Origin of the sequence: Pseudomonas sp. SLBN-26, from assembly GCF_006715895.1 — a bacterium.
Taxonomy (GTDB): Bacteria; Pseudomonadota; Gammaproteobacteria; order Pseudomonadales; family Pseudomonadaceae; genus Metapseudomonas; species Metapseudomonas otitidis.
The window spans coordinates 4,158,712-4,184,454 of the sequence record NZ_VFOB01000001.1 but is presented as its reverse complement, the minus strand read 5'-3'; the positions used below and the strand labels follow the sequence as shown (position 1 = coordinate 4,184,454).

Annotated in this window: 27 protein-coding genes; 15 read left to right on the top strand and 12 right to left on the bottom strand. The window is 68.0% G+C overall.

Annotation, left to right across the window (positions count from 1 at the left end):
- Nucleotides 1-3 precede the first annotated feature (3 nt).
- Nucleotides 4-1,176 carry a uroporphyrinogen-III C-methyltransferase gene (locus tag FBY21_RS19335; RefSeq protein ID WP_142013020.1) on the top strand — a complete coding sequence of 391 codons (1,173 nt, stop codon included), beginning with the start codon at nt 4-6 and terminating at the stop codon, nt 1,174-1,176.
- Nucleotides 1,173-2,405, top strand: coding sequence for a heme biosynthesis HemY N-terminal domain-containing protein (locus FBY21_RS19330; RefSeq protein ID WP_107328748.1), 1,233 nt, complete (start codon nt 1,173-1,175; stop codon nt 2,403-2,405). The genes FBY21_RS19335 and FBY21_RS19330 overlap by 4 nt, the downstream gene beginning before the upstream one ends.
- Here the strand turns inward: FBY21_RS19330 and FBY21_RS19325 are convergent.
- Nucleotides 2,393-3,478, bottom strand: a complete 1,086-nt coding sequence (locus FBY21_RS19325) for a PQQ-dependent sugar dehydrogenase (RefSeq protein ID WP_142013017.1) — start codon at nt 3,476-3,478, stop codon at nt 2,393-2,395. The two genes, FBY21_RS19330 and FBY21_RS19325, sit on opposite strands and share 13 nt — an antisense overlap.
- 104 nt (nt 3,479-3,582) lie before the next feature.
- Here FBY21_RS19325 and FBY21_RS19320 point away from each other — a divergent pair, with 104 nt between their 5' ends.
- Entirely contained in the window at nt 3,583-4,074 is a 492-nt protein-coding gene (locus FBY21_RS19320) for a disulfide bond formation protein B (protein WP_107328750.1), read from the top strand.
- Between the two features lie 241 nt (nt 4,075-4,315).
- Complete coding sequence (locus FBY21_RS19315; protein ID WP_044400860.1) at nt 4,316-4,780, top strand: Rsd/AlgQ family anti-sigma factor; 465 nt, start codon at nt 4,316-4,318, stop codon at nt 4,778-4,780.
- On the opposite strand, the gene FBY21_RS19310 is transcribed toward FBY21_RS19315, so the two are convergent.
- A complete protein-coding gene (locus FBY21_RS19310; protein WP_142013014.1) occupies nt 4,781-5,422 on the bottom strand; it encodes an FKBP-type peptidyl-prolyl cis-trans isomerase in 642 nt (213 codons plus the stop codon). It lies immediately after the preceding gene.
- Nucleotides 5,423-5,550: 128 nt separating this feature from the next.
- Here FBY21_RS19310 and FBY21_RS19305 point away from each other — a divergent pair, with 128 nt between their 5' ends.
- Entirely contained in the window at nt 5,551-6,477 is a 927-nt protein-coding gene (locus FBY21_RS19305; RefSeq protein WP_142013011.1) for an AlgP family protein, read from the top strand.
- Here the strand turns inward: FBY21_RS19305 and FBY21_RS19300 are convergent.
- Nucleotides 6,474-6,932: a TIGR02444 family protein gene (locus FBY21_RS19300; RefSeq protein WP_142013009.1), complete on the bottom strand. Its 459-nt coding sequence runs from the start codon at nt 6,930-6,932 to the stop codon at nt 6,474-6,476. The two genes, FBY21_RS19305 and FBY21_RS19300, sit on opposite strands and share 4 nt — an antisense overlap.
- 50 nt (nt 6,933-6,982) lie before the next feature.
- Between FBY21_RS19300 and FBY21_RS19295 the strand changes: the two genes are divergently transcribed.
- The 4 genes from FBY21_RS19295 to FBY21_RS19280 all read left to right on the top strand — a co-directional run bounded on the left by FBY21_RS19295 (nt 6,983) and on the right by FBY21_RS19280 (nt 10,578).
- Nucleotides 6,983-8,899: an ATP-binding cassette domain-containing protein gene (locus tag FBY21_RS19295; protein ID WP_142016518.1), complete on the top strand. Its 1,917-nt coding sequence runs from the start codon at nt 6,983-6,985 to the stop codon at nt 8,897-8,899.
- Nucleotides 8,899-9,438: a mechanosensitive ion channel family protein gene (locus tag FBY21_RS19290; protein WP_074967019.1), complete on the top strand. Its 540-nt coding sequence runs from the start codon at nt 8,899-8,901 to the stop codon at nt 9,436-9,438. The genes FBY21_RS19295 and FBY21_RS19290 overlap by 1 nt, the downstream gene beginning before the upstream one ends.
- An 80-nt stretch (nt 9,439-9,518) precedes the next feature.
- Nucleotides 9,519-10,151 carry a LysE family transporter gene (locus tag FBY21_RS19285; RefSeq protein WP_044400877.1) on the top strand — a complete coding sequence of 211 codons (633 nt, stop codon included), beginning with the start codon at nt 9,519-9,521 and terminating at the stop codon, nt 10,149-10,151.
- 88 nt (nt 10,152-10,239) lie between these two features.
- Nucleotides 10,240-10,578 carry a hypothetical protein gene (locus FBY21_RS19280; protein ID WP_044400880.1) on the top strand — a complete coding sequence of 113 codons (339 nt, stop codon included), beginning with the start codon at nt 10,240-10,242 and terminating at the stop codon, nt 10,576-10,578.
- Between the two features lie 44 nt (nt 10,579-10,622).
- Here FBY21_RS19280 and FBY21_RS19275 read toward each other — a convergent pair whose 3' ends face one another.
- The 4 genes from FBY21_RS19275 to FBY21_RS19260 are packed head-to-tail and all read right to left on the bottom strand — an operon-like array spanning nt 10,623 to nt 13,757.
- Nucleotides 10,623-11,366 (bottom strand): hypothetical protein, encoded by a 744-nt coding sequence (locus FBY21_RS19275; RefSeq protein WP_044400883.1) that lies wholly within the window; start codon nt 11,364-11,366, stop codon nt 10,623-10,625.
- Nucleotides 11,367-11,369: 3 nt separating this feature from the next.
- Nucleotides 11,370-11,963, bottom strand: coding sequence for a penicillin-binding protein activator LpoB (lpoB, locus tag FBY21_RS19270; RefSeq protein WP_044400886.1), 594 nt, complete (start codon nt 11,961-11,963; stop codon nt 11,370-11,372).
- Nucleotides 11,964-11,994: 31 nt separating this feature from the next.
- Nucleotides 11,995-12,351: a YcfL family protein gene (locus FBY21_RS19265; RefSeq protein ID WP_069559515.1), complete on the bottom strand. Its 357-nt coding sequence runs from the start codon at nt 12,349-12,351 to the stop codon at nt 11,995-11,997.
- An 8-nt stretch (nt 12,352-12,359) separates the two neighbouring features.
- On the bottom strand, nt 12,360-13,757 hold the full coding sequence (locus tag FBY21_RS19260) for a COG3014 family protein (RefSeq protein ID WP_142013007.1): 1,398 nt from the start codon (nt 13,755-13,757) through the stop codon (nt 12,360-12,362).
- Nucleotides 13,758-14,015: 258 nt separating this feature from the next.
- Here FBY21_RS19260 and FBY21_RS19255 point away from each other — a divergent pair, with 258 nt between their 5' ends.
- A complete protein-coding gene (locus FBY21_RS19255; RefSeq protein ID WP_044400895.1) occupies nt 14,016-14,468 on the top strand; it encodes a YaiI/YqxD family protein in 453 nt (150 codons plus the stop codon).
- Here FBY21_RS19255 and FBY21_RS19250 read toward each other — a convergent pair whose 3' ends face one another.
- The 3 genes from FBY21_RS19250 to FBY21_RS19240 all read right to left on the bottom strand — a co-directional run bounded on the left by FBY21_RS19250 (nt 14,469) and on the right by FBY21_RS19240 (nt 16,592).
- Entirely contained in the window at nt 14,469-14,939 is a 471-nt protein-coding gene (locus tag FBY21_RS19250; protein ID WP_142013004.1) for a thioesterase family protein, read from the bottom strand. It lies immediately after the preceding gene.
- 146 nt (nt 14,940-15,085) lie between these two features.
- Entirely contained in the window at nt 15,086-15,745 is a 660-nt protein-coding gene (gene elbB / locus FBY21_RS19245) for an isoprenoid biosynthesis glyoxalase ElbB (protein ID WP_044400901.1), read from the bottom strand.
- 13 nt (nt 15,746-15,758) lie between these two features.
- The gene (locus tag FBY21_RS19240; RefSeq protein ID WP_142013001.1) at nt 15,759-16,592 is read right to left on the bottom strand and encodes a dienelactone hydrolase family protein; all 834 of its coding nucleotides are present in this window, start codon (nt 16,590-16,592) and stop codon (nt 15,759-15,761) included.
- Between the two features lie 116 nt (nt 16,593-16,708).
- Here FBY21_RS19240 and FBY21_RS19235 point away from each other — a divergent pair, with 116 nt between their 5' ends.
- On the top strand, nt 16,709-17,941 hold the full coding sequence (locus FBY21_RS19235) for a sterol desaturase family protein (RefSeq protein ID WP_142012998.1): 1,233 nt from the start codon (nt 16,709-16,711) through the stop codon (nt 17,939-17,941).
- A gap of 1 nt (nt 17,942) precedes the next feature.
- Here the strand turns inward: FBY21_RS19235 and FBY21_RS19230 are convergent, their stop codons facing one another.
- Nucleotides 17,943-18,539: a DedA family protein gene (locus tag FBY21_RS19230; RefSeq protein ID WP_162484930.1), complete on the bottom strand. Its 597-nt coding sequence runs from the start codon at nt 18,537-18,539 to the stop codon at nt 17,943-17,945.
- 236 nt (nt 18,540-18,775) lie between these two features.
- Here FBY21_RS19230 and hemB point away from each other — a divergent pair, with 236 nt between their 5' ends.
- Nucleotides 18,776-19,789, top strand: coding sequence for a porphobilinogen synthase (gene hemB / locus FBY21_RS19225; RefSeq protein WP_044400911.1), 1,014 nt, complete (start codon nt 18,776-18,778; stop codon nt 19,787-19,789).
- A gap of 19 nt (nt 19,790-19,808) precedes the next feature.
- Nucleotides 19,809-22,013 (top strand): polyphosphate kinase 1, encoded by a 2,205-nt coding sequence (ppk1, locus tag FBY21_RS19220; RefSeq protein ID WP_044400914.1) that lies wholly within the window; start codon nt 19,809-19,811, stop codon nt 22,011-22,013.
- A gap of 60 nt (nt 22,014-22,073) precedes the next feature.
- Here ppk1 and ppx read toward each other — a convergent pair whose 3' ends face one another.
- The gene (ppx, locus tag FBY21_RS19215; protein ID WP_044400917.1) at nt 22,074-23,579 is read right to left on the bottom strand and encodes an exopolyphosphatase; all 1,506 of its coding nucleotides are present in this window, start codon (nt 23,577-23,579) and stop codon (nt 22,074-22,076) included.
- Between the two features lie 287 nt (nt 23,580-23,866).
- Between ppx and trxA the strand changes: the two genes are divergently transcribed.
- Both trxA and rho read left to right on the top strand, forming a co-directional pair.
- Entirely contained in the window at nt 23,867-24,193 is a 327-nt protein-coding gene (trxA, locus tag FBY21_RS19210; protein ID WP_044400919.1) for a thioredoxin TrxA, read from the top strand.
- A gap of 240 nt (nt 24,194-24,433) precedes the next feature.
- The gene (gene rho, locus FBY21_RS19205; protein WP_044400922.1) at nt 24,434-25,696 is read left to right on the top strand and encodes a transcription termination factor Rho; all 1,263 of its coding nucleotides are present in this window, start codon (nt 24,434-24,436) and stop codon (nt 25,694-25,696) included.
- Nucleotides 25,697-25,743: the final 47 nt, after the last annotated feature.

Here is a 25,743-nt window from a genome sequence, read left to right as displayed (position 1 = left end):
TACGTGAGCGAAGCAGACCTGGTGAAACCCGAGCAGCAATCCCCGGCTTCCGAGGCCGTCGTGCCCCCCACCGGCAAGCCCGCCGCGCGAGGCAACGGCCTTGCCCTTCTCGCCCTGCTCATCGGCGCCGCCGGTGCCGGCGTCGGCGGCTGGAGCCTCTGGCAACTGCACACCATCGAGGCCCGTGACCAGCAGCAGCAAAGCCTGGTGCAGGACGCCCAGGGGCGCGCCCAGAGCCTGGAGCAGAGCGACAAGCGCCTGGCCGAGCGCATCGACCGCCTGCCGACCCCCGAGGAGCTGGACGAGCGTCGCCGCCTGCTGGCCAACCTGCAGAACGACCAGCAGCGCCTGAGCCAGCGGGTGGAAAGCGTCCTCGGCGCCAGCCGCAAGGACTGGCGCCTGGCCGAGGCCGAGCACCTGCTGCGCCTGGCCAGCCTGCGCCTCTCCGCCCTGCAGGACATCACCAGTGCCAAGGCCCTGGTGGAAGCCGCCGACGACATCCTCCGCGAGCAGGACGACCCGGCCGCCTTCGGCGCCCGCGAGCAGCTGTCCCGCAGCCTCGAAGCCCTGCGCACCACCCCGCAGCCGGACCGCACCGGCCTGTTCCTCCAGCTCGGCGCCCTGCGCGAGCAGGCGGCCAGCCTGCAGCCCCTGGCCCCGGCCTTCGAGGACAAGGGTGGCGTGCTGCGCAACATGGCCGCCGAAGGCGACGGCGGCAGCTGGTGGGGTGAATGGCTGGAGAAGCTCTCCCACTACTTCCGCATCCAGTTCGATGCCGACCAGAACATCAAGCCGCTGCTCAGCGGCCAGGGCCTGTCCCAGGTCCGTCTGGCCCTCTCCCTGGCCCTGGAGCAGGCCCAGTGGGCGGCGCTGCACGGCCAGACCCAGGTCTACCAGCAGTCGCTGAAGCAGGCCCGGGACGTGCTGGACACCCAGTTCAACGACGAGAACCCCGAGAGTCGCGCCCTCATGGCCCGCCTTGGCGAGCTCGCCGAGCAGCCGGTCGAAGTCAGCACGCCGGACCTGGCCCCGGCCCTGGAGGCCGTCCAGGCCTACCTCGCCCGTGGCCAGCGCATCGCCGAGCCCAAGGGCCAGGCCAAGGCCCCGGCGCAGGCTGAGCCGGCCGCCGGCCAGGACCTCGAAGACACGCCGGCAGCGGAGGGCCAGGGCCAATGAGACGCATCGTCCTGATCCTCCTGCTGGTGGCCGCTGCGGTCGCCCTGGTGGGCGTCGCCGTGGTCCAGCACCCCGGCTACGTGCTGTTCGCCTACAAGGGCTTCCGCTATGAATCCAGCCTCTGGGCCTTCCTCGCCCTGGTGGCCGTGCTTGCGCTGCTGGTGTGGGGCGTGCGCCTGGTGCTGAGCCTGATCTTCGTCTCCGGCGGGGTGATCAACCCCTGGTCGCGACGCAATGCCCGGCGCCGTGTGCGCCTGGCCTCGGAGCAGGGGCTGCTCGACCTGGCCGAAGGCCGCTGGGCCCGTGCGCTGCGTCACCTGCGCCGCGCCGCCGAGGCGGATCCGCAGCCGCTGATGTTCTACCTGGGCGCGGCCCGCGCGGCCAACCGCATCGGCCAGTACGAAGAGAGCGACCAACTGCTGGAGCGGGCCCTGGAGCGCCAGCCCCAGGCCGAACTGGCCATCGCCCTGGCCCATGCCGAGTTGCAGCAGGAGCGTGGCGACCTGAATGGCGCGCTCGACACCCTCAAGGCCATGCACGAGCACCACCCCAAGCACCACCAGGTGCTGCGCCAGCTGGTCCAGCTGCAGCGCCAGCGCGGCGACCTGGCGGCCTTGGTGGGGCTCGTTCCGGAGCTGCGCAAGAACAAGGCCCTGCCGGAGTCGGAGATCGCCCAGCTGGAACTGAATGCCTGGAGCGAGCGCCTGGTGCATGCCGGGCAGGCCGGTTTGAACGAGGGCGAGAACGCCCTCAACCCCCTGATCCAGGCCTGGCAGCACCTGTCTGCAGCCCAGCGTGCCGAACCGCGCCTGGTGCTGGCCTTTGCCGAGCAGTTGCGCCACCTGGGCGCCGAGCCCGAAGCCGAGGAAGCCGTGCGCATCGCCCTCAAGCGCGGCTACGACCGCGAGCTGGTGCGTTTCTACGGCCGCCTGCGCGGGGCTGACCCGGCGCGCCAGCTGCAGACCGCCGAGGGCTTCCTCAAGGAGCAGCCGGGCGATCCGGTGCTGTTCCTCACCCTGGGCCGCCTGAGCCTGCAGAACAGCCTGTGGGGCAAGGCCCGCGACTACTTCGAGACGGGCCTGAGCTTCGGCCGCGAGCCGGAACTGTGCGGCGAGCTGGCACGCCTGCTGGCGCACATGGGCGAGCTGGAACGCAGCAACCAGCTTTTCCAGGAGGGCCTGGCGGAGCGCCTGCCCCGCCTGCCGCAACCCGCCGATCAGCGCGCCTGATCGGCGTCGTAGCGAATGCGGTAGATCGCCCCGGCCTGGTCGTCGCTCACCAGCAGCGACCCGTCCGGGGCCACCAGCACATCGGCAGGCCGGCCCCAGGCCTGCTGCCCCTGCAGCCAGCCTTCGGCGAACACACTCTGGCGTTTCAGGCTGCCGTCCCCATTCAGTTCCACGCGCTTGATGCGGTAGCCGATCTTCTGGCTGCGGTTCCATGAGCCGTGCTCGGCGATGAACAGGTTGTCTCGGTACGCCGCCGGGAACTGCGTGCCCGTGTAGAAGCGCAGTCCCAGCGGGGCCACGTGGGGTCCGAGCCTGGCCACTGGCGGCACGAATTCGCTGCAGGCCCGCCCGCCGAATTGCGGGTCGGCCACCGTGCCGGCGTGACAGTAGGGGAAACCGAAATGCGGGTTGGTGGTGCTGATCCGGTTGAGTTCGCAGTCCGGCACGTCGTCCCCCATCAGGTCGCGGCCGTTGTCGCTGAACCACAGTTGCCCGGTCTTCGGGTGCCAGTCGAAGCCGACGGTGTTGCGGATGCCCCGGGCCACCAGCTCCAGCCCGCTGCCGTCGGGGTTCATGCGGTGCAGGGCAGCGTACAGGTCCGGGTCGCGCTCGCAGACGTTGCAGGGCGCGCCCACCGGCACGTACAGCTTGCCGTCCGGGCCGAAGGCGATGAACTTCCAGCCGTGGTGGGTCTCCGTGGGGAAGTCCGGGCCGACCTGCTCGGGGCTGGGTGGCGCGTCCAGCCGCGACTCGATGTCGCGCAGGCGGAGGATGCGGCTGACCGCCGACACATAGAGGTCGCCCTGGTGGAAGGCGACGCCCACGGGCATCTGTAGGCCCTTGGCGATGATGCGTGCGCGACCGTTGCCCGGGTCCACCGCATAGACATTACCGGCGGCGTTGCTGCCGACGAACAGGGTGCCGTCCGCGCCCCAGGCCATTTCCCGTGCATTGGGCACCTGGTCGCTGAGCACCTCGATGCGAAAACCCGGCGGCAGCCGGATCTGTTCCAGGGGCAGCCGGGCCTCGGCCAGCAGCGGGGCGAGCAGCAGGAGCGGGATCAACCGACGCATGGCGTTCTTCTCCGGATGGGTACCCGCTGCAGACTAGCCCGTCGTCTTGAAAGGCCAAGGCCCTTCCTCTACCGTAACGGCCTTTCATTTCCCTGGGAGCCGCCATGAGCCTGGCCAGCCCGCGTCCGCTTTTCTTCGCCGCCTTCCTCGCCTGCGTCGCCGTGATGGCCGGTGCCCTCTACCTGGAGCATGTGGAGGGGCTGGAGCCCTGCCCGCTGTGCATCGTCCAGCGCATCTTCATCATTCTGTTCGGCATCGCCTGCCTGGCGGCGGCGCTGCACAACCCGCAGGTCAAGGGCCGTCGCGTCTACTCGGTGCTGGCGCTGCTGTTTGCCGCCGGTGGTGCCGCCACCGCCGGGCGCCAGGTCTGGCTGCAGGGTGTTCCGGCCGACCAGCTGCCGGCCTGCCTGCCGAGCCTGGAGTTCATGATGGAGGCGCTGCCGTTTCAGGAGATCGTCAAGCTGATGCTCCATGGCACCGCCGATTGCGCCGAGGTCACCTGGACGCTGTTTGGCATGAGCATCCCCGAATGGAGCCTGCTGGCCTTCGCCGGTTGCATCCTCTTCTCGCTGTTCCAGCTGCTGCGCCGCGCCTGACTTCCCCTCCCGCCATGCCTGGCCCCAGCGGGCCAGAGATGGCGCGGTTCGACGATCAAACGCCTGTATGAAATTTTCCCGCCGGGTGCCTTGAAGGCCCGTTGGCAGCGGCATACTCTGGCCCGCACGTGACGTCGGAAAGCTGCCGCTTCCATGTCCCGTCTCCCTTCACATGCCCCGATCGACAAAAAACCGTCTCGGTGCAGACGACAGCATCAATGGTTAGGGACGCGAGGTCATCATGCTCGAGAGCTGCAAGAACGCCCAGGAACGCTGGGGTGGCGTACACCAGTTGATCGACCGCTGGTTGCAGGAACGCCAGGAACTCATCGGCGTCTTCACCCGCCTGGACCACAGCCCCGAAGTGCCATCGCCCGAGGCGCTGCAAGGCTTCTGCGAAGTGCTGGTGGACTATGTCTCGGCCGGCCACTTCGAGGTCTACGAGCAACTGATGAACGAGGCGCGGGCCTTTGGAGATCAGCGCGGCCTGGAACTGGCCAAGCAGATCTACCCGCGCATCGAGGCCATCACCGAGGCCGCGCTCGGCTTCAACGACTGCTGCGACGGCAGCGAGAACCGCGAGATCTGCTTCAAGACCGAGCTGAAACGCCTGGGGCAACTGCTGCACGAGCGTTTCGACCTGGAGGACTGCCTCATCGAGGTGCTGCACACCGCCCATCAGGACCAGGCGACCCAGCTCGCCTGATCACTTCGTTTCGAGCAGCTCCAGCTCGAACACCAGGGGCGCATGGGGTGGGATCACATCCCCGGCGCCCTCCGCTCCATAGGCCTTCTCCGAAGGAATCACCAGCCGCCAGCGTGCGCCCACCGGCATCTGCTGCAAGGCTTCCCGCCACCCCGTGATGACGCTGTCCAGGCGGAACCACTGCGGCGTGCTGCTCTCGTCGAACACGCTGCCATCGGCCAGCTGGCCGCGATAGGTCACCCGCACCTGGCCGTTGGCCGAAGGCTTCGGGCCGCTGCCGTGGCGCAGCTCGGTCACCAGGATGCCGCCGGGCAACTCCTTCACGCCGTACTTGCCCCGCTCCAGGGCCAGGACATACTTCTCTGCCGTCTGCGCCCGCTTCGTGCTTGAGCCGGCCTGCTCCAGGCTCGCTTCGTGGTGTTCCAGGAGCTTCTCCATGCGCGCCGGGTCCAACTCGGGCTTCTCGCCCTTGTAGGTCCGCGAAAGCCCGCGCAGCAGCTCGTCCAGCGGCAGCCCTGGCGCCTCGGCGCGCAGGCGCTCGCCGATCTTCGCGCCCATGCTGTAGGCAAGGTCCTTCTGGTCGTCCGCCGCATGCGCGGCACCCAGCAGCAGGCACAGGGGCAACAGGGCGAGACGGCGCATGGAAAACACTCCGGAAGGCAGGGGCTGCGATTATGCCAGCGCCGTGAACCGGTGCGCGGCAGGGAGCTAGCGACGCGTTGAATCGGGGTCTAGTATGGGCCGCACCATCGACCGCCCGGAGGCGCGCCATGTCGGCCAAGAAGAAGCCCGTTAGCACCCCGCTGCACCTGCTCCAGCAACTGTCCCACAGCCTGATCGAACACCTCGAGAACGCCTGCAGCCAGGCGTTGGTCGATGCCGAGAAACTGCTGACCAAACTGGAGAAGCAGCGCGGCAAGGCCCAGGAGAAACTCCACGGCGCCCGCACCAAGCTGCAGGACGCCGCCAAGGCCGGCAAGGCCAAGGCCCAGGCCAAGGCGAAAGACGCCATCGCCGAGCTGGAGGAGCTGCTCGAAGCCCTCAAGGCCCGCCAGGCCGAGACCCGTGCCTACATCATCGAGCTCAAGCGTGATGCCCAGGAAAGCCTCAAGCTGGCCCAGGGCGTCGGCAAGGTGAAGGAAGCCGCCAACAAGGCCCTCGCCGCCCGTGAAGCCAAGGCCAAGCCGGCCACCAAGGCCGCTGCCAAACCTGCTGCCGCCAAACCGGCTGCCAAGCCCGCCGTGAGCAAGGCCGCGCCCGCCAAGGCCGCGAAGCCGGCTGCGGCCAAACCCGCCGCCAGCAAGGCCGCCGCGAAACCCGCTGCCAAGCCTGCCGCGAAGGCGCCGGCCAAGGCCGCGAGCAAACCGGCCGCCAAACCGGCTGCCAGCAAGGCCGCCCCGGCCAAGCCGGCTGCTGCAGCTGCCAAGCCTGCCGCCAAACCAGCGGCAGCCAAAGCACCGGCCGCCAAGGCCCCGGCCAAGGCAACCGCCGCGAAACCGGCTGCTGCCAAGCCCGCTGCGGCCAAGCCTGCTGCTGCGAAACCCGCCGCCAAGCCGGCCGCCAAACCCGCTGCCAAGCCCAAGGCTGTAGCCAAGGCTCCTGCCGCCAAGCCGGCCACACCGGCTGCACCCGCCGCGGCTCCGGCTGCTCCTGCTGCGACCCCCGAGTCCGCCGCTCCGGCGACGCCGTCCGCCTAAGGCATCCGGCCTGCGGCGCGCAGTCGATCCAGCGCGTCGCAGGCCTTCCCGGCATCCCCCGCCAAGGCCTCCAACCAGCAACCCTGCTCGTCCTGGCTCGCCGGCCAATGCGCGGCAGCCTGCTCCAGGCGCGCCAGCAATGCCCGCTCCGCGTCCAGCTCCAGGTCCTTCAACCGCTGCCGCAGGGCCGCCCGTTCCCCATCCTGTTGCGCACCGTCTCGCCAGTCCTGGCGCAGGCGACGCAGGGGCATCACCACGTCTCGCTGCCAGGGTTCTGCCAGATTGCGCAGGGTGTCGCAGCGCTCGGGCGTGCAGGTGACGCCGCGCGCCTCCAGCCAACGGGCTGCCAGCAACAGGCAGACGTCCGCGCCCTCTTCCTGAAGCGCCAGGCAGGCCGCCTCGACGCCGGGCCGGGCGTAGAGTTGCAGGGCGAAATTCCATAGATCGGGGGGCATGGCGTGTACCGGGCGGTGGCGGAATGAAGCTGATAAACTCCGCCGCCATTATGATCCGACTCCAGAACCTCACTCTACAGCGCGGTCCCCAGCGCCTGCTCGAAGGCGCCGAACTGACCCTGCACACCGGCCAGAAGGTCGGCCTCATCGGCGCCAACGGTGCCGGCAAATCCAGCCTCTTTGCCCTGCTGCGCGGCGAGCTCGGCCCAGACGCCGGCGACTGCTTCGTGCCGGCCGACTGGCGCATCGCCCACATGCGCCAGGAGGTAGACACCCTCGACCGCCTGGCGGTGGACTACGTCCTCGACGGCGACGTGCACCTGCGCCGCGTGCAGGCCGAACTGGCCGCCGCCGAGGCCGGCCATGACGGCACCGCCATCGCGCGCCTGCACGTCGAGCTGGACAGCGCCGACGGCTACACCGCCGATGCCCGCGCCCGCAAGCTGCTGGCCGGCCTGGGCTTCACTGCCGAGCAGATGGACCGCCGCGTCGGCGACTTCTCCGGTGGCTGGCGGATGCGCCTGAACCTGGCCCAGGCGCTGATGTGCCCGTCCGAGCTGCTGTTGCTCGACGAGCCCACCAACCACCTGGACCTCGACGCCATCCTCTGGCTGGAGGAATGGCTCAAGGGCTACCCCGGCACCCTGTTGCTGATCTCCCACGACCGCGACTTCCTCGATGCCGTGGTGGACAACGTCGCCCACCTGGAGCAGCAGAAGCTGACCCTCTACCGCGGCGGCTACTCGGCCTTCGAGCGCACCCGCGCCGATCGCCTGGCGCAGCAGCAACAGGCCTACGAGAAGCAGCAGGCCCAGCGTGCGCACATGGAGAAGTACATCGCCCGCTTCAAGGCCCAGGCCACCAAGGCCCGCCAGGCGCAGAGCCGTATCAAGGCCCTGGAGCGCCTGGAGGAACTGGCGCCCGCCCACGTCGATTCGCCCTTCGATTTCGTCTTCCGCGAGGCAGACAAGATCTCCAGCCCGCTGCTGGACGTGTCCGAAGGCCAGCTCGGCTACGGCGACAAGGTGGTGCTGCAGCAGGTCAAGCTGCAGCTCGTTCCCGGTGCGCGCATCGGCCTGCTCGGCCCCAATGGCGCGGGCAAGTCCACCCTGATCAAGACCCTTTCCGGTGAGCTGGCGCCTGTCGCCGGACGCCTGGCCCGGGGCGAGAACCTCGCCATCGGCTACTTCGCCCAGCACCAGCTGGACTCCCTCGATCCCAAGGCCAGCCCGCTGCTGCACCTGCAGCGCATCGCCCCGGCCGAGCGCGAGCAGACCCTGCGCGATTTCCTCGGCGGCTTCGACTTCCGCGGCGACCGCTGCGACGAGCCGGTGCTGAACTTCTCTGGTGGCGAGAAGGCGCGCCTGGCCCTGGCGCTGATCGCCTGGCAGAAACCCAACCTGCTGCTGCTCGACGAACCCACCAACCACCTGGACCTGGAGATGCGCCTGGCGCTGACCATGGCCCTGCAGGAGTTCGCCGGCGCGGTACTGGTGGTCTCCCACGATCGCCATCTGCTCAAGAGCACCACCGACGAGTTCCTGCTGGTGGCCGACGGCCGCATCCAGCCCTTCGATGGCGACCTCGACGACTACGCCCGCTGGCTCGTCGACTACCGTGCCCGCCAGGCGCCGGCCAGCAGCGCTCCCTCGGCCCCCAATGGCGCCGGCACCGACAAGCGCGCCCAGCGCCAGGCCGCCGCCGCCCTGCGTCAGCAACTGGCGCCGTTCAAGAAGCAGGCCGAGAAGCTGGAGAAGGACCTGGGCAAGGTCCACGAGCAACTGGCCGAGGTGGAAACCCGCCTGGGCGACGCCGGCCTCTACGAATCGGCGCGCAAGGACGAGCTGCGTGAGGCCCTGGCCGAACAGGCCCGCCTGAAGGCCCGCGAGGCCGAGCTGGAAGAACAGTGGCTGGAAGCCCTGGAGCACCTCGAGTCGCTGCAGGCCCAACTGGAGGCCGCCGACTGATGGACGAGCTCGACCTGCTGGCCGCCTGGAGCGAGCCGCTGATCCGCAGCGCACAGGTGCTGCTCATCCTGTTCCTCGCCTGGCTGGTCCAGCGCCTGGTGACGCGGGGCATCACCCGCCTGGGCAATCGCTACCCGCAGCTGCCCCAGGAGTTGCTGCTGCCGCTGCGCGGCCTGCTGCGCTGGATGATCCTGGGCAGCGCCTTCATGTTGGTGCTGGAGCGCCTGGGGGTGTCGGCCGAGGTGCTGTGGACGGCCATCACCGGCTTCACCGCCGTGGCAGCGGTGGCGTTCTTCGCCATCTGGAGCGTCCTCTCCAACATGTTCTGCGCGGTGCTGATCTTCTCCCTCGGGCCGTTCCGCCTGGGCGACACGGTGGAGGTGGTGGAGAGCGCCGACAAGCCCGGTGTGAAGGGCCGCGTGGTGGCCATCAACCTCTTCTACACCACCCTGCAGGACGTCACCGAAGGGGCCGCTGGCGCGCTGATCCAGGTGCCCAACAGCCTGTTCTTCCAGAAGGCCGTGCGCCGCTGGCGCTGAGCGCCGGCCGGGGGCTGTGCAGCGAACCCGCTGCGGAGTAGGCTGCCTGACCCCAACCCTGAAATTCCCGAGGTCCTGCCATGGCTCTGCACACCTGGCTCGCATTTCTGGTCGCCTGCTGGGTGATCAGCCTGTCCCCTGGCGCGGGCGCCATCGCGTCCATGTCCTCCGGCCTGCAATACGGCTTCCTGCGTGGCTACTGGAACGCCATCGGCCTGCAACTGGGCCTGGCGCTGCAGATCGCCATCGTCGCTGCCGGCGTGGGCGCCATCCTCGCCACCTCGGCCATGGCCTTCGGGCTGATCAAGTGGTTCGGCGTGGCCTACCTCGCCTACCTGGCCTACCGCCAGTGGCGCGCGCTGCCCAGTGACCTCGACGCCGGTGCCGGCGAGCGTCCTCTGGGCCGACCGCTGACCATGGTGCTGCGCGGCTTCCTGGTGAACGTGAGCAACCCCAAGGCGATCGTCTTCATGCTCGCCGTGCTGCCGCAGTTCATCGACCCCCACGCCCCGCTGCTGCCGCAGTACCTGGTGATGGGCGCGACCATGATCACCGTCGACCTGATCGTCATGGCCGGCTACACCGGCCTGGCTGCCAAGGTGCTGCGCCTGCTGCGCTCCCCGGCCCAGCAGCGCACCATGAACCGCACCTTCGCTGCGCTGTTCGTCGGCGCTGCCGCCCTGCTGGCCACCGTGCGCCGCGCCCCGGCGTGATGCAGTCGATGCCCCAAGCGTGACCCGGCGCCGCGACAGCGCGGCGCCCGGCCAATAGGCTGCCGGTCTTCTTTTGCGGAGCACCGGCATGCCGCCATCCCATACCCACGCCGGGGTCTACGGCGACTCCCCCGACCTCGCCATCGCCCCCGTCAGCCATCCGCCGCTGGAGCGTGCGCTGCATGCCGCCTGCCGTGACATGGGCTTGACCGAGGCCTACCTGGCCGCCCTGCGCGACCCCGCCATCGGCCCCGAGCCGCGCCTGCTGCTGGGCGTGACGGGCTCCGACCTGGGCGGCCGTCGGCGCCTGGCGACGCTGGTGGCGCAGATGCTGCCGGATGAGCTGGAACTGGACCTGATCGAACTGGAGGACGACAGCCTCTCCAACGCCCTGCGTGAGTGCTGCCAGGCGTTCTACCGGGTCTGAGGGGGTCGGACGGGCGACCCCTGTGGGCCGCCCGTCACGCCGGGTCAGCGCAGGATGCGCGCCGGCTCGTCCGGCGGCAGCGCCGGCTGCATGGGCTGGACGTCGAAGGTGGTGGTGCCACCGCCCAGCTGCTCTTCCATCTGCCGGGCGACGTCTTCGCCCAGCGAGCGCGACACCTCGCGCACCACGCGGCCACGGTTGTGGCTGATGCGTGCATCACGGCCGTTCACCAGCTTCACGTCCTGGGCTTCGCCCATGGCGGTGAAGGCCGAGGACACCTGGAAGGTCTTGGTGTCGATCAGGCTGAAGTCCGCCACCAGGGTCAGGCCCAGCACGCTGGAGTAGCTGTCGGTGTTGTCCAGGGCGTTGGTGTCCTGGCGGAAGTCCGCATCCGACACGGTGCCGAACAGCACGTAGTCGGCACCGGGGAACTGCCCGTCACGGATACGCTGGATCACGTCGTAGATCGCCTGGCTTTCCGGGTCGCCACTGAAGGGGCGGGCCTGGACAAGCTGGAAGCGCCCGCGCTTGATGATCTCGCCACGGATGTCCCCGGAGAACTTGCGCAGCTCACCGCGCTCGACGTAGCTGTAGTTGCCCTCTTCCTCGTGGTAGCTGCTGGAGGAATGCCCGGTGTAGGGGCCGTACTGGGCGTTGTCCTTGGAGTCGACGGTGCGGAAGTACTGGCTCACCTGCTGCTCGTAGGCCAGGTCCGCCACCGCCACCTTGGGTGCGGCCTGGCTGGCGAAGGCCAGGGCCGCGGCCAACAGGCCGATCAGTGCTCGCATGGGTCAGCGCTCCGTGGTCTTGCGGATTTCCTTCTCGTCCATCCACTCCGCCAGGCCGCTTTCCACGTCGATCAGCTGCAGGCTGAACTTGTAGAACACGTCCTTGTAGTCGCTGCTGCGCTTGACGATGGAGCTGATGGAGCCTTCGAGACGGTACTTGGCGGCGACCATGTTGCCGGTCTTGGCGACGGTGGAGTTCTTGTACAGGCCGCTCTGGTTCTGCAGCTTGAGCTGGTCCACCTGGCTCTGCATGTCGGTGTTGTCGCTGGCGAAGCGGGCGGTGCCGGACTTCAGCAGCTGGGTCTTGATGCTGGTGGTGATCTCGCGGGTGTCGATGTATTCGCTGGTCTTGTTCTTCACGTCGTAGACCTGGATCACCGGGCGGCCGCGCAGCACGCCGGACTGGGCCAGGGAACGGGTCATGGACTCGGCGATCATCTGCAGGTCGGTGGAGCCGAATTCGTTGGTGATCAGCTCGACGGCCTTGCTGTCGCCGTAGCTGATGTTGCCGCCGCCGAGCACCGGCGAGGGCTTGGAGGCGCAGCCGGAAACGGCGATGACGAAGGCGGCGATGCAGGTGGTGCGGAAAAGGCGCATGGGGGCTCTCGCTTGACGGTCGGGTTCAGGGTCAGTCAGGGGTGTTCATTTCCAGGCGGAAGTCGGTGGCCTGGGGCACCGGCGCGATGGCGGGCAGGTAGGTGGTCTGCGAGCCGTAGAGGGGCAGGGCCTTCCAGGCTTCCTCGCCGGCGACCGGGAAGCCGTCCTTGTCCAGCCAGGCGAAGCGGTAGTAGAGGGTGCGGTTCTGCTTGTGGGTGTTGACCAGCTTCACCTTGACGGTGAGGAAACCGTTCTCGCGGGCGACGCGCATGGTGTCGACCTCGATGTCCTCCACCTCGCCCATGGGGGCCAGCTTGCTGGAGGCGGTTTCGTGGCTGCAGCCGGTGAGCAGGGCCAGGGTGAGCCCGGCGATCAGTAAGGTGCGCATGTGTGTCCTCAGGGCATGTGGGTGCTGGCCACGGCGGGCACGCCGGGCGTTGGGGTTCGGGTGGCGGCGCCGTGGGCGAAGACCTGGCCGGCCACCACGCGGACGGGGATGACCTGGTAGGGCCGTTCCACCTTCAGATCCAGCTCGGCGAGCCCGTGGGCGGTGGGCAGGGTGAGGCGGTGCTCGCCCCGGCTCAGGCGCAGGCGGGCGACGCGGATGCTGTTGGGCAGGGTGCGCCAGGTGCGCTCGTCGGCGCCTTCGGTGAGGGTCGACATCAAGCCCACGGCGAGGCTCGCCCAGGGGTTGCCGTTGTCGTTCAGCTGCTTCTGCGCCACCCCACGGGAGACGGCGCGCACGGTGGTGCGCAGGATGATCCCGGGCATGTCGTCCAGCAGGGCGCGGTAGGACATGGCGCGGATGCTGCCCAGCTCGGTGAGCTCGGCGGCCTCGCCGTCGATCAGCAGGTCGGAAGGCGGGCGGGTGGTGTTGTCGTCCCGCAGTATCGGGAAGGACACGGTGCTGACCACCAGGCCCGAATCCAGGGGCAGCGGCAGGGGGATGCGCACCGAGTCACGGGCCGGGGCGAAGCCACTCTGGATCACCACCAGCACCTCGCTTTCGTCCGCCTCCGGTGGCGGTGAATCGAGGTCCAGCAGGGCCTGTTCCAGCAGCGGCGTCTCCGGGCGCAGCTCGGCGGCCTTGCGGTAGCCGGGGGCGGCCAGGCCGCGCTCGCCGAGGGCTTCGTAGACGAAGCCGGCGAGGTAGTGGCTGAAGGCGCTCTGGTAGCTGTTCTTCAGCCCCAGCACCTCGGGGGCGTTGAGGGCGCCCACCGGGTAGCCGTTGAGGTCCTTCAGCTCGGTGGTGACGCCCTGGCGCTCGGCCTCTTCCTCGCGCTCGAGGTATTCCTTGTCGCGCAGTTCGGCGATCAGCGCCTCGCGTTCGTGGGTCTTCTTGATCTCGGTGCGGGCGCTGTCGAAGTCGTTGAGGGCCAGGTCGTTGAGGGCCATCTGCGTGGTCAGCATGACCTTCTCGTAGTCGTAGCCCTCGTAGCGGCGCATCTTGTCGTTGATCAGGTAGGCGCTGAACTCGGCCAGGTAGCGGCCCGGGTCGGCCTTGACCGCCTCTTCCCACCGGTACACCTGCTGGTCGGCCTGGCGCCAGGCGGCCTGGCTGCCGGCGAAGTCGCCCCGGGAGCGCAGCAGCTCGCCCTTCTCCAGGTAATACAGCAGGTCCTTGTCCTCGCCGTCGTTGTTGGCTTCGAGCAGGCCGATGGCGCCGTCGACGTTGCCGCTGGCGAGGTACTGGCTGGTTTCGGTGAGTTCGCTCTGGTAGCTGCGAAAGGCGGTGCAGCCGCTGAGCGCGAGGGGAATGCAGACCGCGAGGGCGGTGAGTGCACGGGGGAGCATGACGGCCTCTTCCAATCCTTGATACTGCCAGCCGGTGAGGGCTGATCCAGGCGTGCACTGGCTGTACGGCGGCGTCCTGCCAATCCCCACGCGAGGGGGCTTCGTCACGGTGCCGGGACGAGCCGGCGCAGTATATGCGAAAAGGCCGGGCGGTGATGGCGCCCTGGTGGCAATGAAGGGGCGTACGATTCGTCTCCCGTCGGCGTCGGAGCCCGTCCGCTGGCATACTGCGCGCCCATTTCCCTGCAGGAGACGCCCATGCGTGTGTGGATCGATGCCGATGCCTGCCCCCGGGCAGCCAAGGACCAGGTCATCAAGTTCGCCCTCAAGCGCCACTTCGAGGTGGTGCTGGTGGCCGGCCAGAGCCAGGTCAAGCCGGCCTTCGCCTGCGTGCGCCTGGTGGTGGTGCCCAGCGGGCCGGATGCGGCGGACGATCACCTGGTGGAGCAGGCCGAGCCGGGCGACCTGGTGATCTGCAGCGATGTGCCGCTGGCCGACCGGCTGATCAAGAAGGGTGTGGCGGCCCTCGACCCTCGGGGCCGCGAGTTCGACGAGCGCAACATGGGCGAGCGCCTGGCAGTGCGCAACCTGATGACCGACCTGCGCGACCAGGGCCAGATGGGCGGCGGCCAGGCCCCCTATGGCGAGCGCGAGCGCCAGGCCTTCGCCAATGCGCTGGACCGCCTGCTGACACGCCTCAGCCGGGGCTGATCAGCCGCAGAGGTAGGTACCCGTCCCCACCGCCACCAGCGTGCCGTCGTCGGCATGCAGTTCCGAACGCACCACCGCCACCTTGTTGCCCGCGCGCAGCGGCACCGCCGTGGCGGTGAACCGCGTGCCGCGTCCGGGGCGCAGGTAGTCGATGCGCAGGTCGATGGTGCCGAGCTTCGAGAGCCGCGCCATGCGCTCGCCGGTGGACAGGTGCTGGTGCCGCTGGAAGGCGCCGATAAGCGCCATGGCGCCGCCGGTGACGTCCAGCAGCGAGGCGATCACGCCGCCGTGGAGGATGCCGTGGACGAAGTTGCCGATCAGCTCGGGCTTCATCGGCAGGTGCATGGTCACCCGCTCGGCGGACAGCTCATCCAGCTGGATGCCGAGGGACTGGTTGAAGGGGATGCGCTCGAAGAACTGGCGCACCGCGTCCTGCAGCTCCGGGGTGAGGATGAAGGTGTTGTCGGGCATGGCGCACCTGGGCACGAAAGGCAGGGATTCGACGCTGCCGCAGCCGCAGGTGCTCGGACAAGGGGGCTGGCCCGTGCAGCGGAGGGAATGGCCGGATCGGCCTGGAGGGGCGGCCGGGCGGCCGCTCCTCAGGGGGCAGGCGCGGGTCAGGCGTGGGTCAGTTCCAGCACCCGGTCCACCAGCTTGTAGATGCCGGAAGCGGCTTCGCTGATGGACTGCGCCAGCATGTAGGCCGGGGTGCTCACCAGCTTGCGGCCTTCGTCCTCGACGATGTCGCCGACAGCGCACTCGACGTGCTGGGCGCCCATGCTTTCCAGGGCCTTGGCGGTGTCGGCGTCGTTGCCGATGGTGCAGGCGACGCCCTCGCCGTAGATCTTCGCCGCCAGGTGCGGCGCGATGCAGATCAGGCCAACGGGCTTGCCGGCCTGGGCGAAGGCCTGGGCGGCGGCGAGCACGTCCGGCTGGACCTGGCAGGCAGGGCCGTTGAAGGCGAAGTCACTGAGGTTCTTCGCGGCGCCGAAGCCTCCGGGGATGATCAGCGCGTCGAAGTCCTCGGCCTTCAGCTCGCGCACGTCCTTCACGGCGCCACGGGCGATCCGCGCGGACTCGGTGAGTACGTTGCGGCTCTCGGGCATTTCCTCGCCGGTGAGGTGGTTGAGCACGTGGTGCTGGGCGACGTTGGGGGCGAAGCACTGCACCTTGGCCCCGCGCTGGTCCAGGCGCAGCAGGGTGATGACGCTCTCGTGGATCTCGGCGCCGTCGTAGACACCGCAGCCGGACAGGATGACGGCAACGTGCTTGTTCATGGTTCTCTCCTTTTCACGGGGCTGCCCCCAGGGTTTCCTGGAGGAAGGCCTGGGCTTGCCGATGGGCATCCTCGGCCAGCCCGGGTTGGTAGGTATTCAGGTCACTGCGCTGGTCGAACACATGGCCGGCCCCGGCGTACTGCACCACCTGCAGCCGCTCCGGCGAAAGCCCCTCCATGGCTGATAGACACTGGCGCGGGTCGGTGATTCGATCCGCCGTGCCGAGGAACATCAGCACCGGGGCGCTATGGGCCACGCCCTGGCGCAGGTGGGCGGGGAAACCGCAGTAGGGGTAGAAGGCGATGGCGCCGCGTACGCCGTCGAGCGCGCCGTCTCCGGCAGCGGGGAAGCCGTGGCCGGCAGCGCCGTCGTATGACAGGGCATCGAGGATGGTCCAGCCGCCATGGGAGTAACCCAGCAGGGCCAGGCGCTGGCGGTCCACCTTGGGCATCGCGCGGGCCAGGTCGAGCGCGGCGTAGACATCCAGGGCGCGCTCGTTGCCCCACAGGCGCTTGCCGTCGCAGACCGGGTGCCAGTCGCGGATGTCGCGGGCGCCGAAGCTGTCGACGAACAGCAGGGCATAGCCCTGGGGCAGCAGCCAGTCGCGGACGTTGTCGACGAAGCCGGGGCTCTGCCCGCTGCAACCGTGGAACACCAGCACCGTGGGGAACGGGCCGTCACCGGCGGGGGTGTACAGGCTCAGGTGGTCGGCCAGGCGCTGGCGCGCGGTGGGCAGGTCGTCCGCCACCGGCAGCAAGGCCTGGCGATAGGGGTAGAGGCCCAGCAGGGCGGCGCTGGCGGTGGCCAGCAGAAGAAGCGAGAGCAGTCGTCTGAGAGGTGTACGCATCTGTCGTCATATGCCGGTCGGGCTGTCATGCCGCGCCAGGGGCGGCGGGCCGCTCGGGCGTAGCATCGAGGCTGGCAATCCTAGCCCCTGCAACGTCCGAACGATACGGCCTTCCCATGAATTACGTCCTCTACGCGGTTCCCGTGTTCTTCCTGCTGATCGGCCTCGAACTGCTCGCCGACCGCTGGCGCGGCGTGCGCACCTACCGCACCGCCGATGCGATCAACAGCCTCAGCGCGGGGGTGCTGTCCACCACCTGCGGGCTGCTCACCAAGACGGTGGGCGTTCTCACCTACACCCTCGCCTGGCAGCACCTGGGGTTGCTGGCGCCGGACCCGGCCAGCCCCTGGACCTGGGTGGCGGCCTTCGTCTTCTACGACTTCTGCTACTACTGGAACCACCGCCTGGGCCATGAGCGCAACGTGCTCTGGGCGGCGCATTCGGTGCACCACCAGAGCGAGGAGTACAACCTGTCCACGGCGCTGCGGCAGACCAGCACCGGCTTCATCTTCGGCTGGATCTTCTACCTGCCGATGGCTTTGGCCGGCATCCCGCCGCTGGTGTTCCTGACGGTGGCGGCGATGAATCTGCTCTACCAGTTCTGGGTGCATACCCGCCATGTGCCGAAGCTGGGGCCGCTGGAGTGGGTGTTCATCACCCCGTCCAACCACCGGGTGCACCACGCGCAGAACCCGGTGTACATGGATCGCAACTACGGTGGCGTGTTCATCCTCTGGGACCGGCTGTTCGGCACTTTCCAGGAGGAGCTGGACGAAGAGCCGGTGGTGTTCGGGGTGACCACGCCGCTGGCCAGCTGGAACCCGCTGTGGGCCAACCTGCAGTTCTACGCCCAGCTGTGGCAGGACGCGGCGCGGGCGCGCTCCTGGTGGGACCGGCTGCGCATCTGGTTCATGCGCACCGGCTGGCGGCCGGCGGACGTGGCTGAGCGCTACCCGCTGGCCAAGCCGGACCTGACCCGCTTCCGCAAGTACGAGGTGCCGTTGTCGCCGGCCCGCACCGCCTACGCGGCGCTGCAGTTCGCGCTGTACCTGCTGGGGGGCAGCTACCTGTTGGCAAAAGGAGACGGGATGGGGCTGCCGGCATTGCTGCTGGGCGGGGGCTGGTTGGCGTTCGGCCTGTTCGCCATCGGCGCCTGGCTGGAGAGCCGGCCCTGGGCGATGGGGCTGGAGCTGGCGCGGCTGGCGTCCTGCGGGGTGCTTGCCGGGGCGGCTGGGCCGGTGGGGCTGGGGGCAGTGACGATGCCGGTCGGGGTGGGCCTGGGGCTGTACCTGGTGGTCAGCCTGGGGCTGCTGGCCGGGTTGCGCATGGCCCGGCCGGTGACAGCCTGAGTCAGCTTTCCTCGCTGCTTTCCCGGCGGCGTTCCTCACGGATGGCGCGGCTGTTGCGGATGCGACGGCGCAGCCAGAGCGCCAGGCCGATCAGCACCAGGCCGCCCAGCACCATCAGCTCGTAGCGCTTGAGGTTGCCGAGCATGCCTTCGAGCACGGCGCCGAAGTGGTAGGCGGCAAAGCCCAGCGCCAGGGCCCAGACGATGGCACCGATGCCGTTGAGGATGAGGTAGCGCAGCGGCGGGTAGCCGGACAGGCCGATGGCCACCGGCATCACGGTGCGAAGGCCGTAGACGAAGCGGAAGCTCAGTACCCAGATGTCCGGGTGACGGCGGATGTGGTCCAGCGCCTTGTCGCCCATGGCCTGCCAGCGCGGCCGGCGGGAGAGGATCTGGCGGCCCTTGTGGCGGCCCAGGTAGTACCACAGCTGGTCACCGGCGTAGCTGCCGCAGAAGGCGGTGGCGACGACCACGTTGATGTCCATGTAGCCGCGGAACGCGAGGAATCCGGCCAGGACGAGAATGGTCTCGCCCTCGAAGAAGGTACCGAGGAAGAGGGCGAAGTACCCGAAATCCTGGAGGAATTGTTGCAGCATCATCAGGCAGCGCGGCAAAAATGAACGCGAAGCCTAACCGGGATGTGGTTGCGGGGAAAGCTCCCCGGGTTGGCCAATGGCCAGCCGATGGTCGGCTTGTGAACCCGTCGGGGCTTGCGCGGTCGGGTTTTGCGCCTGTCGACGCGACCAAGGGTCGCTGTCATGCATTGTTACCATTCGGTCATAATTGCCCGCTTAAAATGTCGCACTGTGTCCGCCCCCGGACCCTGGAGTATGCCGTGAGCTTTACCCCCGCCAACCGCCTGTTCCCTGCTACCCGCCTGCGCCGCAACCGCCGTGATGATTTCTCCCGCCGCCTGGTGCGCGAGAACACCCTGACCGTCGATGACCTGATCCTGCCGGTGTTCGTGCTCGATGGCGAAAACCGCCGCGAAGCCGTGCCCTCGATGCCGGGCGTGGAGCGCCTGTCCATCGACCTGCTGCTGGACGCGGCCGAGCATTGGGTGGCCCTGGGGATCCCGGCGCTGGCGCTGTTCCCGGTGACCCCGCTGGAGAAGAAGTCCCTCGACGGTGCCGAAGCCTGGAACCCGGACGGCATCGCCCAGCGCGCCATCCGCGCCCTGCGTGCCCGCTTCCCGGAGCTGGGGGTGATCAGCGACGTGGCCCTGGACCCGTTCACCACCCACGGCCAGGACGGCATCCTCGACGAGGACGGCTACGTCCAGAACGACATCACCGTGGACGCGCTGGTCAAGCAGGCCCTGTCCCATGCCGAGGCGGGTGCCCAGGTGGTGGCCCCCTCCGACATGATGGACGGCCGCATCCAGGCCATCCGCGAGGCCCTGGAACTGGCCGACTTCCCCAACGTGCGGATCATGGCCTACTCGGCCAAGTACGCCAGCGCCTACTACGGCCCCTTCCGCGACGCAGTCGGTTCGGCGGCCAACCTGGGCAAGGCCAACAAGGCCAGCTACCAGATGGACCCGGCCAACGGTGATGAAGCCCTGCACGAAGTGGCAGCGGACCTCGCCGAAGGTGCCGACATGGTCATGGTCAAGCCGGGCATGCCTTACCTGGACATCGTCTGGCGCGTGAAGGAGGCCTTCCGCGTACCGACCTTCGCCTACCAGGTCAGTGGCGAGTACGCCATGCACATGGCGGCCATCCAGAACGGCTGGCTGAGCGAATCGGTGATTCTCGAATCGCTGACCGCATTCAAACGCGCCGGCGCCGATGGCATTCTTACCTACTTCGCGGTGCGTGCCGCAGAAATGCTCAAGAAGGGAGCCTGACTCCCCAGCAGGAACTTGAATGAACACCGACGGATTGAATACAGCCGCAACCCCCGACACCCAGACCGCCCCGGAGCAGCCGGTGGTGGAGGCCCAGGTTCCCGCACCGGCTCCCGTGGAGGCCCCCCCGCCTCCCGCGCCGATCCCGGGCCTGGATGACAGCAGCCTGTACATCCATCGGGAGCTGTCGCAGCTGCAGTTCAACATCCGTGTCCTGGAGCAGGCGCTCGACGAGACCTACCCCCTGCTCGAGCGCCTCAAGTTCCTGCTGATCTTCTCCAGCAACCTCGACGAGTTCTTCGAGATCCGCGTCGCCGGCCTGAAGAAGCAGATCAATTTCGCCCGTGAACAGGCCGGCGCCGACGGCCTGCTGCCGCACCAGGCGCTGGCCCGCATCAGCGAGCTGGTGCACGAGCAGGTGGGGCGGCAGTACAGCATCCTCAACGACGTGCTGCTGCCGGAGCTGGCCAAGCACCAGGTCAACTTCATCCGCCGCCGCTACTGGACGCCCAAGCTCAAGACCTGGGTGCGCCGCTACTTCCGCGACGAGATCGCGCCGATCATCAGCCCCATCGGCCTCGACCCGACGCACCCCTTCCCGCTGCTGGTGAACAAAAGCCTCAACTTCATCGTCGAGCTGGAGGGCGTCGATGCCTTCGGTCGTGATTCCGGCCTGGCGATCATCCCGGCGCCGCGCCTGCTGCCGCGGGTGATCCGCGTGCCGGAGGAGATCAGCGGGCCGGGGGACAACTTCGTGTTCCTCTCCTCGATGATCCACGCCCACGCCGACGACCTGTTCCCCGGCATGAAGGTGAAGGGTTGCTACCAGTTCCGCCTGACCCGTAACGCCGACCTCGCGGTGGACACCGAGGACGTGGACGACCTGGCCCGCGCGCTGCGCGGCGAGCTGTTCTCCCGTCGCTACGGCGATGCGGTGCGCCTGGAGGTGGCGGACACCTGTCCGAAGCACCTGTCCGACTACCTGCTCAAGCAGTTCGGGCTCTCCGAGGGCGAGCTGTACCAGGTCAACGGGCCGGTGAACCTGACCCGCCTGTTCAGCATCACCGGTCTGGACAGCCACCCCGAGCTGCAGCACCCGAGCTTCACGCCGGTGATCCCCAAGCTGCTGCAGAAGGCCGAGAACCTGTTCAACGTGGTGGGCAAGCAGGACATCCTCCTGCTGCACCCCTTCGAGTCCTTCACCCCGGTGATCGACTTCCTGCGCCAGGCGGCCAAGGACCCCAACGTCCTCGCCATCAAGCAGACCCTGTACCGTGCCGGTGCCAACTCCGAGATCGTCGATTCCCTGGTGGAGGCGGCGCGCAACGGCAAGGAAGTGACGGCGGTGATCGAGCTGCGCGCGCGCTTCGACGAGGAGTCCAACCTGCAGCTGGCCAGCCGCCTGCAGCAGGCCGGCGCCGTGGTCATCTACGGCGTGGTGGGCTTCAAGACCCACGCGAAGATGATGCTCATCCTGCGTCGCGAAGGCGGTGAGCTGCGTCGCTACGCCCACCTGGGCACCGGCAACTACCACGCCGGCAACGCGCGCCTGTACACCGACTACAGCCTGCTGACGGCGGACGAGGCCCTCGGTGAGGACCTGCACAAGCTGTTCAACCAGCTCATCGGCATGGGCAAGACCCTGCGCATGAAGAAGCTGCTGCATGCGCCCTTCACGCTGAAGAAGACCATCCTCGACATGATCGCCCGCGAGGCCCAGCACGCCAGCGAGGGCAAGCCGGCGCACATCATGGTGAAGGTCAACGCGCTGACCGACCCGAAGGTGATCCGCGCCCTCTACAAGGCCAGCCAGAGCGGTGTGAAGATCGACCTGGTGGTGCGTGGCATGTGCTGCCTGCGCCCGGGTATCCCTGGGGTGTCCCACAACATCCAGGTGCGCTCGATCATCGGCCGCTTCCTCGAGCACAGCCGGATCTACTACTTCCTCAACGACGGCGACGAGAAGCTCTACCTCTCCAGTGCCGACTGGATGGAACGCAACCTCGACATGCGGGTGGAGACCTGCTTCCCGGTGGAAGGCAAGAAGCTCATCACCCGGGTGAAGAAGGAGCTGGAGACCTACCTGGCCGACAACACCCACAGCTGGGCCCTGCAGCCCGATGGCCGCTACCTGCGCAACAGCCCCAGCGGCAACCAGAACCCGCGCAACGCGCAGGCCATCCTGCTGGACAAGCTGCTCAACCCGCCGATCAGCGCGCGCTGAACGCGGACATGAAAACGGGGCCTTTGGGCCCCGTTTTTCTTGCCTGGCGAATCGCCCCGGTCAGCGCACGCTGAAGGTGAAGTCGATGCGCTTGAGCCAGGTGGCTTCCTGCTCGAAGTCCGCCTGGGTCAGCGGGTTGGCCGCCAGCCAGTTTTCCGGGAACTGCACGTCCAGGCTCTGCGGGCCCACCTTCAGGCGGACCTGGGGCGTCTCCTGGTTGGTGCGGATGTGGTGGAAAAGGATGGCGAAACGCAGCAGCACGCAGAGGCGGATCAGCTTCTCGCCCTCGTCGCCGAACTCGGCGAACTTGTCCTTGGGGATGTTGCGCCGGTGGCCGCGTACCAGCAGGGCCAGCATCTGCTGGTCCTGGCGGGAGAAGCCCGGCAGGTCCGAGTGCTCGATCAGGTAGGCGCCGTGCTTGTGGTACTGGTAATGGGCGATGTCCATGCCGATCTCGTGGACGCGCGCGCCCCACACCAGCAGGTCGCGGTGCCACTCGTCGTCCAGCTGCCAGTCGCCGGCCACCTGCTCCAGGGCTTCCAGGGCCTTGGCCTCGACCCGTGCCGCCTGCTCCAGGTCCACGTGGCAGCGCTCCATCAGCGCGCTCAGGGTGCGCTCGCGCACGTCCTCGTGGTGGTGGCGACCGAGCAGGTCGTAGAGCACCCCTTCGCGCAGGGCGCCTTCGGAGTGGGTCATGTGCTTGAGTTCGAGGGCCTCGAAGATGGCTTCGAGGATCGCCAGGCCGGCCGGGAAGATGGCGCGGCGGTCGGGCTTGATGCCGTCGAGGTCGATCTTCTCCACCTCGCCCAGCTTGAACAGCTTGCGCTTGAGCCAGGCGATGCCTTCCGGGTTGATCTCGCCATTGCCCAGGCCTGCTGCCTGGATAGCCAGCCCCACGGCGCGGATGGTGCCGGAGGCGCCCACCGCCTGCTGCCAGCCGAGGCGGCGCAGGCTGTATTCGATGCCCATCAGCTCCAGGCGGGCAGCCGTGTAGGCCTGGGCGTAGCGCGCTGGGGTGATCTTGCCGTCGCGGAAATAGCGTTGGGTGAAGCTGACGCAGCCCATCTGCAGGCTCTCGCGCAGCTGCGATTCGAAGCGCTGGCCGATGATGAACTCGGTGCTGCCACCGCCGATGTCCGCCACCAGGCGCTTGCCGGGGGTGTCGGCGATGCTGTGGGACACGCCCAGGTAGATGAGGCGGGCCTCCTCGCGGCCGGAGATGACCTCCACCGGGTGGCCGAGGATGGCTTCGGCGCGGCGGATGAATTCGCTGCGGTTGCGGGCCTCGCGCAGGGCGTTGGTACCGACCACGCGCACGGCGCCTTCCGGCAGGCTGTTGGTCATCTGGGCGAAGCGCCGCAGGCAGTCGAGGCCGCGTTGCATGGCCTCTTCGCTGAGCACGCGCTCTTCGTCCAGGCCTGCGGCCAGTTGCACCTTGTCCCCCAGGCGCTCGAGGATGCGGATTTCACCGTGGTCGACCTTGGCCAGCACCATGTGGAAGCTGTTGGAGCCGAGGTCGATGGCGGCGATCAGGGACAGGTTGGCGGGGCGTCGGGTCGAAGGCATGGTCCGGTGTCTCGTTTCTTAACCGCGCCATCCTGCCACGATCACGGTGACACGCCAACGCGCGCCTTCCCCACAGACCGTCTCCGCTGATCGGCCGGCGCGCCATCCCGCTGCCCGGCCGGACCTGTGACCCACGCGACCGATTGCCGCGCGGCCCTTCGCGATCCGCTATCGATCAACTTTCGCCAGCGAGCCCATAGGCACACTCAATCGGCCGCGGCTTTCGGTCACGCCCGAGGCGGGCTATGATGGCCGCCTATTTCCGCTTCCGAATCCGGAGAACATCCATGAGCGAACTCATCTCCCACGTCACCGACGCCAGCTTCGAGCAGGACGTACTGAGCGCCGAGGGCGCGGTGCTGGTCGACTACTGGGCCGAATGGTGCGGTCCGTGCAAGATGATCGCCCCCGTCCTGGACGAGATCGCCAAGGACTACCAAGGCAAGCTGAAGGTCTGCAAGCTGAACATCGACGAGAACCAGGACACCCCGCCGAAGTACGGCGTGCGTGGCATCCCGACCCTGATGCTGTTCAAGAACGGCAATGTCGAGGCCACCAAGGTCGGCGCCCTGTCCAAGTCCCAGCTGGCTGCCTTCCTGGACGCCAACATCTGATTTTCCCTCCGGGAATCTCCGTAAAAACCCCGCTCGATGCGGGGTTTTTTGTCGGCGCAGTACTGGACTCACCCGAAACCCGGTGTTAAATTCGGGCCCGCAGCGTCACTCCGCTGCCCTCTGCAAGCCGCCGTCGACGCATTCCAACTCGAATCACGCGCAGCGATCTGTCGCCTCCCTCGGCGCGGCCTCTCAAGCTCACAAGCTTTCCTTCCCTCATTTCTCATCTACGTCATTCCTATGAATCTGACCGAACTCAAGCAAAAGCCGATTGCCGAACTGCTGGAAATGGCCGAACAGATGGGCCTCGAGAACATGGCCCGTTCGCGCAAGCAGGATGTGATCTTCGCCCTGCTGAAAAAGCACTCGAAGAGCGGCGAAGAAATTTCGGGCGACGGCGTGCTGGAGATTCTGCAGGACGGTTTCGGCTTCCTCCGCTCCGCCGACTCCTCCTACCTGGCCGGCCCTGACGACATCTACGTCTCGCCCAGCCAGATCCGCCGCTTCAACCTGCGTACCGGCGACACCATCATCGGCAAGATCCGCCCGCCGAAAGAGGGCGAGCGCTACTTCGCGCTGCTGAAGGTTGACTCGATCAACTTCGACCGCCCGGAAAACGCCAAGAACAAGATCCTGTTCGAGAACCTCACGCCCCTGTTCCCCAACGAGCGCCTGAAGATGGAAGCCGGCAACGGCTCCACCGAAGACCTCACCGGCCGCGTGATCGATCTCTGCGCGCCGATCGGCAAGGGCCAGCGCGGCCTGATCGTCGCCCCGCCGAAAGCGGGCAAGACCATCATGCTGCAGAACATCGCGGCCAACATCACCCGCAACAACCCCGAGTGCCACCTGATCGTCCTGCTGATCGACGAGCGCCCGGAAGAAGTGACCGAGATGCAGCGCACCGTGCGCGGCGAAGTGGTCGCCTCCACCTTCGACGAGCCGCCGACCCGCCACGTGCAGGTCGCCGAGATGGTGATCGAGAAGGCCAAGCGCCTGGTCGAGCACAAGAAGGACGTGGTCATCCTGCTGGACTCCATCACCCGCCTGGCGCGTGCCTACAACACCGTGATCCCCAGCTCCGGCAAGGTGCTCACCGGTGGTGTCGACGCCCATGCCCTGGAGAAGCCCAAGCGCTTCTTCGGCGCCGCCCGTAACATCGAGGAAGGCGGTTCGCTGACCATCATCGCCACCGCGCTGGTCGAGACCGGCTCGAAGATGGACGAGGTGATCTACGAAGAGTTCAAGGGCACCGGCAACATGGAGCTGCCGCTGGACCGTCGCATCGCCGAGAAGCGCGTGTTCCCCGCCATCAACATCAACAAGTCCGGTACCCGCCGCGAAGAGCTGCTGACCGCCGAGGACGAACTGCAGCGCATGTGGATCCTGCGCAAGCTGCTGCACCCGATGGACGAGATCGCCGCCATCGAGTTCCTGCTCGACAAGCTCAAGGACACCAAGACCAACGACGAGTTCTTCATGTCCATGAAGCGCAGCAAGTAACAGGTCGTGGTGCCACGAAGGCCGGGGAAACCCGGCCTTCGCGTTTC

Bases quoted from the DNA above. Each gene is read 5' to 3' on its own strand.
- FBY21_RS19320 (WP_107328750.1), top strand. From the start codon at position 3,583: ATGAGCCTGGCCAGCCCGCGTCCGCTTTTCTTCGCCGCCTTCCTCGCC.
- FBY21_RS19305 (WP_142013011.1), top strand. From the start codon at position 5,551: ATGTCGGCCAAGAAGAAGCCCGTTAGCACCCCGCTGCACCTGCTCCAG.
- FBY21_RS19325 (WP_142013017.1), bottom strand. From the start codon at position 3,478: ATGCGTCGGTTGATCCCGCTCCTGCTGCTCGCCCCGCTGCTGGCCGAG.
- lpoB (WP_044400886.1), bottom strand. From the start codon at position 11,963: ATGCGCCTTTTCCGCACCACCTGCATCGCCGCCTTCGTCATCGCCGTT.
- ppk1 (WP_044400914.1), top strand. From the start codon at position 19,809: ATGAACACCGACGGATTGAATACAGCCGCAACCCCCGACACCCAGACC.
- FBY21_RS19300 (WP_142013009.1), bottom strand. From the start codon at position 6,932: ATGCCCCCCGATCTATGGAATTTCGCCCTGCAACTCTACGCCCGGCCC.
- ppx (WP_044400917.1), bottom strand. From the start codon at position 23,579: ATGCCTTCGACCCGACGCCCCGCCAACCTGTCCCTGATCGCCGCCATC.
- FBY21_RS19310 (WP_142013014.1), bottom strand. From the start codon at position 5,422: ATGCGCCGTCTCGCCCTGTTGCCCCTGTGCCTGCTGCTGGGTGCCGCG.
- FBY21_RS19250 (WP_142013004.1), bottom strand. From the start codon at position 14,939: ATGCCCGACAACACCTTCATCCTCACCCCGGAGCTGCAGGACGCGGTG.
- FBY21_RS19290 (WP_074967019.1), top strand. From the start codon at position 8,899: ATGGACGAGCTCGACCTGCTGGCCGCCTGGAGCGAGCCGCTGATCCGC.
- FBY21_RS19275 (WP_044400883.1), bottom strand. From the start codon at position 11,366: ATGCGAGCACTGATCGGCCTGTTGGCCGCGGCCCTGGCCTTCGCCAGC.
- FBY21_RS19240 (WP_142013001.1), bottom strand. From the start codon at position 16,592: ATGCGTACACCTCTCAGACGACTGCTCTCGCTTCTTCTGCTGGCCACC.
- FBY21_RS19295 (WP_142016518.1), top strand. From the start codon at position 6,983: ATGATCCGACTCCAGAACCTCACTCTACAGCGCGGTCCCCAGCGCCTG.
- FBY21_RS19260 (WP_142013007.1), bottom strand. From the start codon at position 13,757: ATGCTCCCCCGTGCACTCACCGCCCTCGCGGTCTGCATTCCCCTCGCG.
- FBY21_RS19280 (WP_044400880.1), top strand. From the start codon at position 10,240: ATGCCGCCATCCCATACCCACGCCGGGGTCTACGGCGACTCCCCCGAC.
- elbB (WP_044400901.1), bottom strand. From the start codon at position 15,745: ATGAACAAGCACGTTGCCGTCATCCTGTCCGGCTGCGGTGTCTACGAC.
- FBY21_RS19330 (WP_107328748.1), top strand. From the start codon at position 1,173: ATGAGACGCATCGTCCTGATCCTCCTGCTGGTGGCCGCTGCGGTCGCC.
- FBY21_RS19315 (WP_044400860.1), top strand. From the start codon at position 4,316: ATGCTCGAGAGCTGCAAGAACGCCCAGGAACGCTGGGGTGGCGTACAC.
- FBY21_RS19265 (WP_069559515.1), bottom strand. From the start codon at position 12,351: ATGCGCACCTTACTGATCGCCGGGCTCACCCTGGCCCTGCTCACCGGC.
- FBY21_RS19285 (WP_044400877.1), top strand. From the start codon at position 9,519: ATGGCTCTGCACACCTGGCTCGCATTTCTGGTCGCCTGCTGGGTGATC.
- trxA (WP_044400919.1), top strand. From the start codon at position 23,867: ATGAGCGAACTCATCTCCCACGTCACCGACGCCAGCTTCGAGCAGGAC.
- rho (WP_044400922.1), top strand. From the start codon at position 24,434: ATGAATCTGACCGAACTCAAGCAAAAGCCGATTGCCGAACTGCTGGAA.
- FBY21_RS19230 (WP_162484930.1), bottom strand. From the start codon at position 18,539: ATGATGCTGCAACAATTCCTCCAGGATTTCGGGTACTTCGCCCTCTTC.
- FBY21_RS19255 (WP_044400895.1), top strand. From the start codon at position 14,016: ATGCGTGTGTGGATCGATGCCGATGCCTGCCCCCGGGCAGCCAAGGAC.
- FBY21_RS19235 (WP_142012998.1), top strand. From the start codon at position 16,709: ATGAATTACGTCCTCTACGCGGTTCCCGTGTTCTTCCTGCTGATCGGC.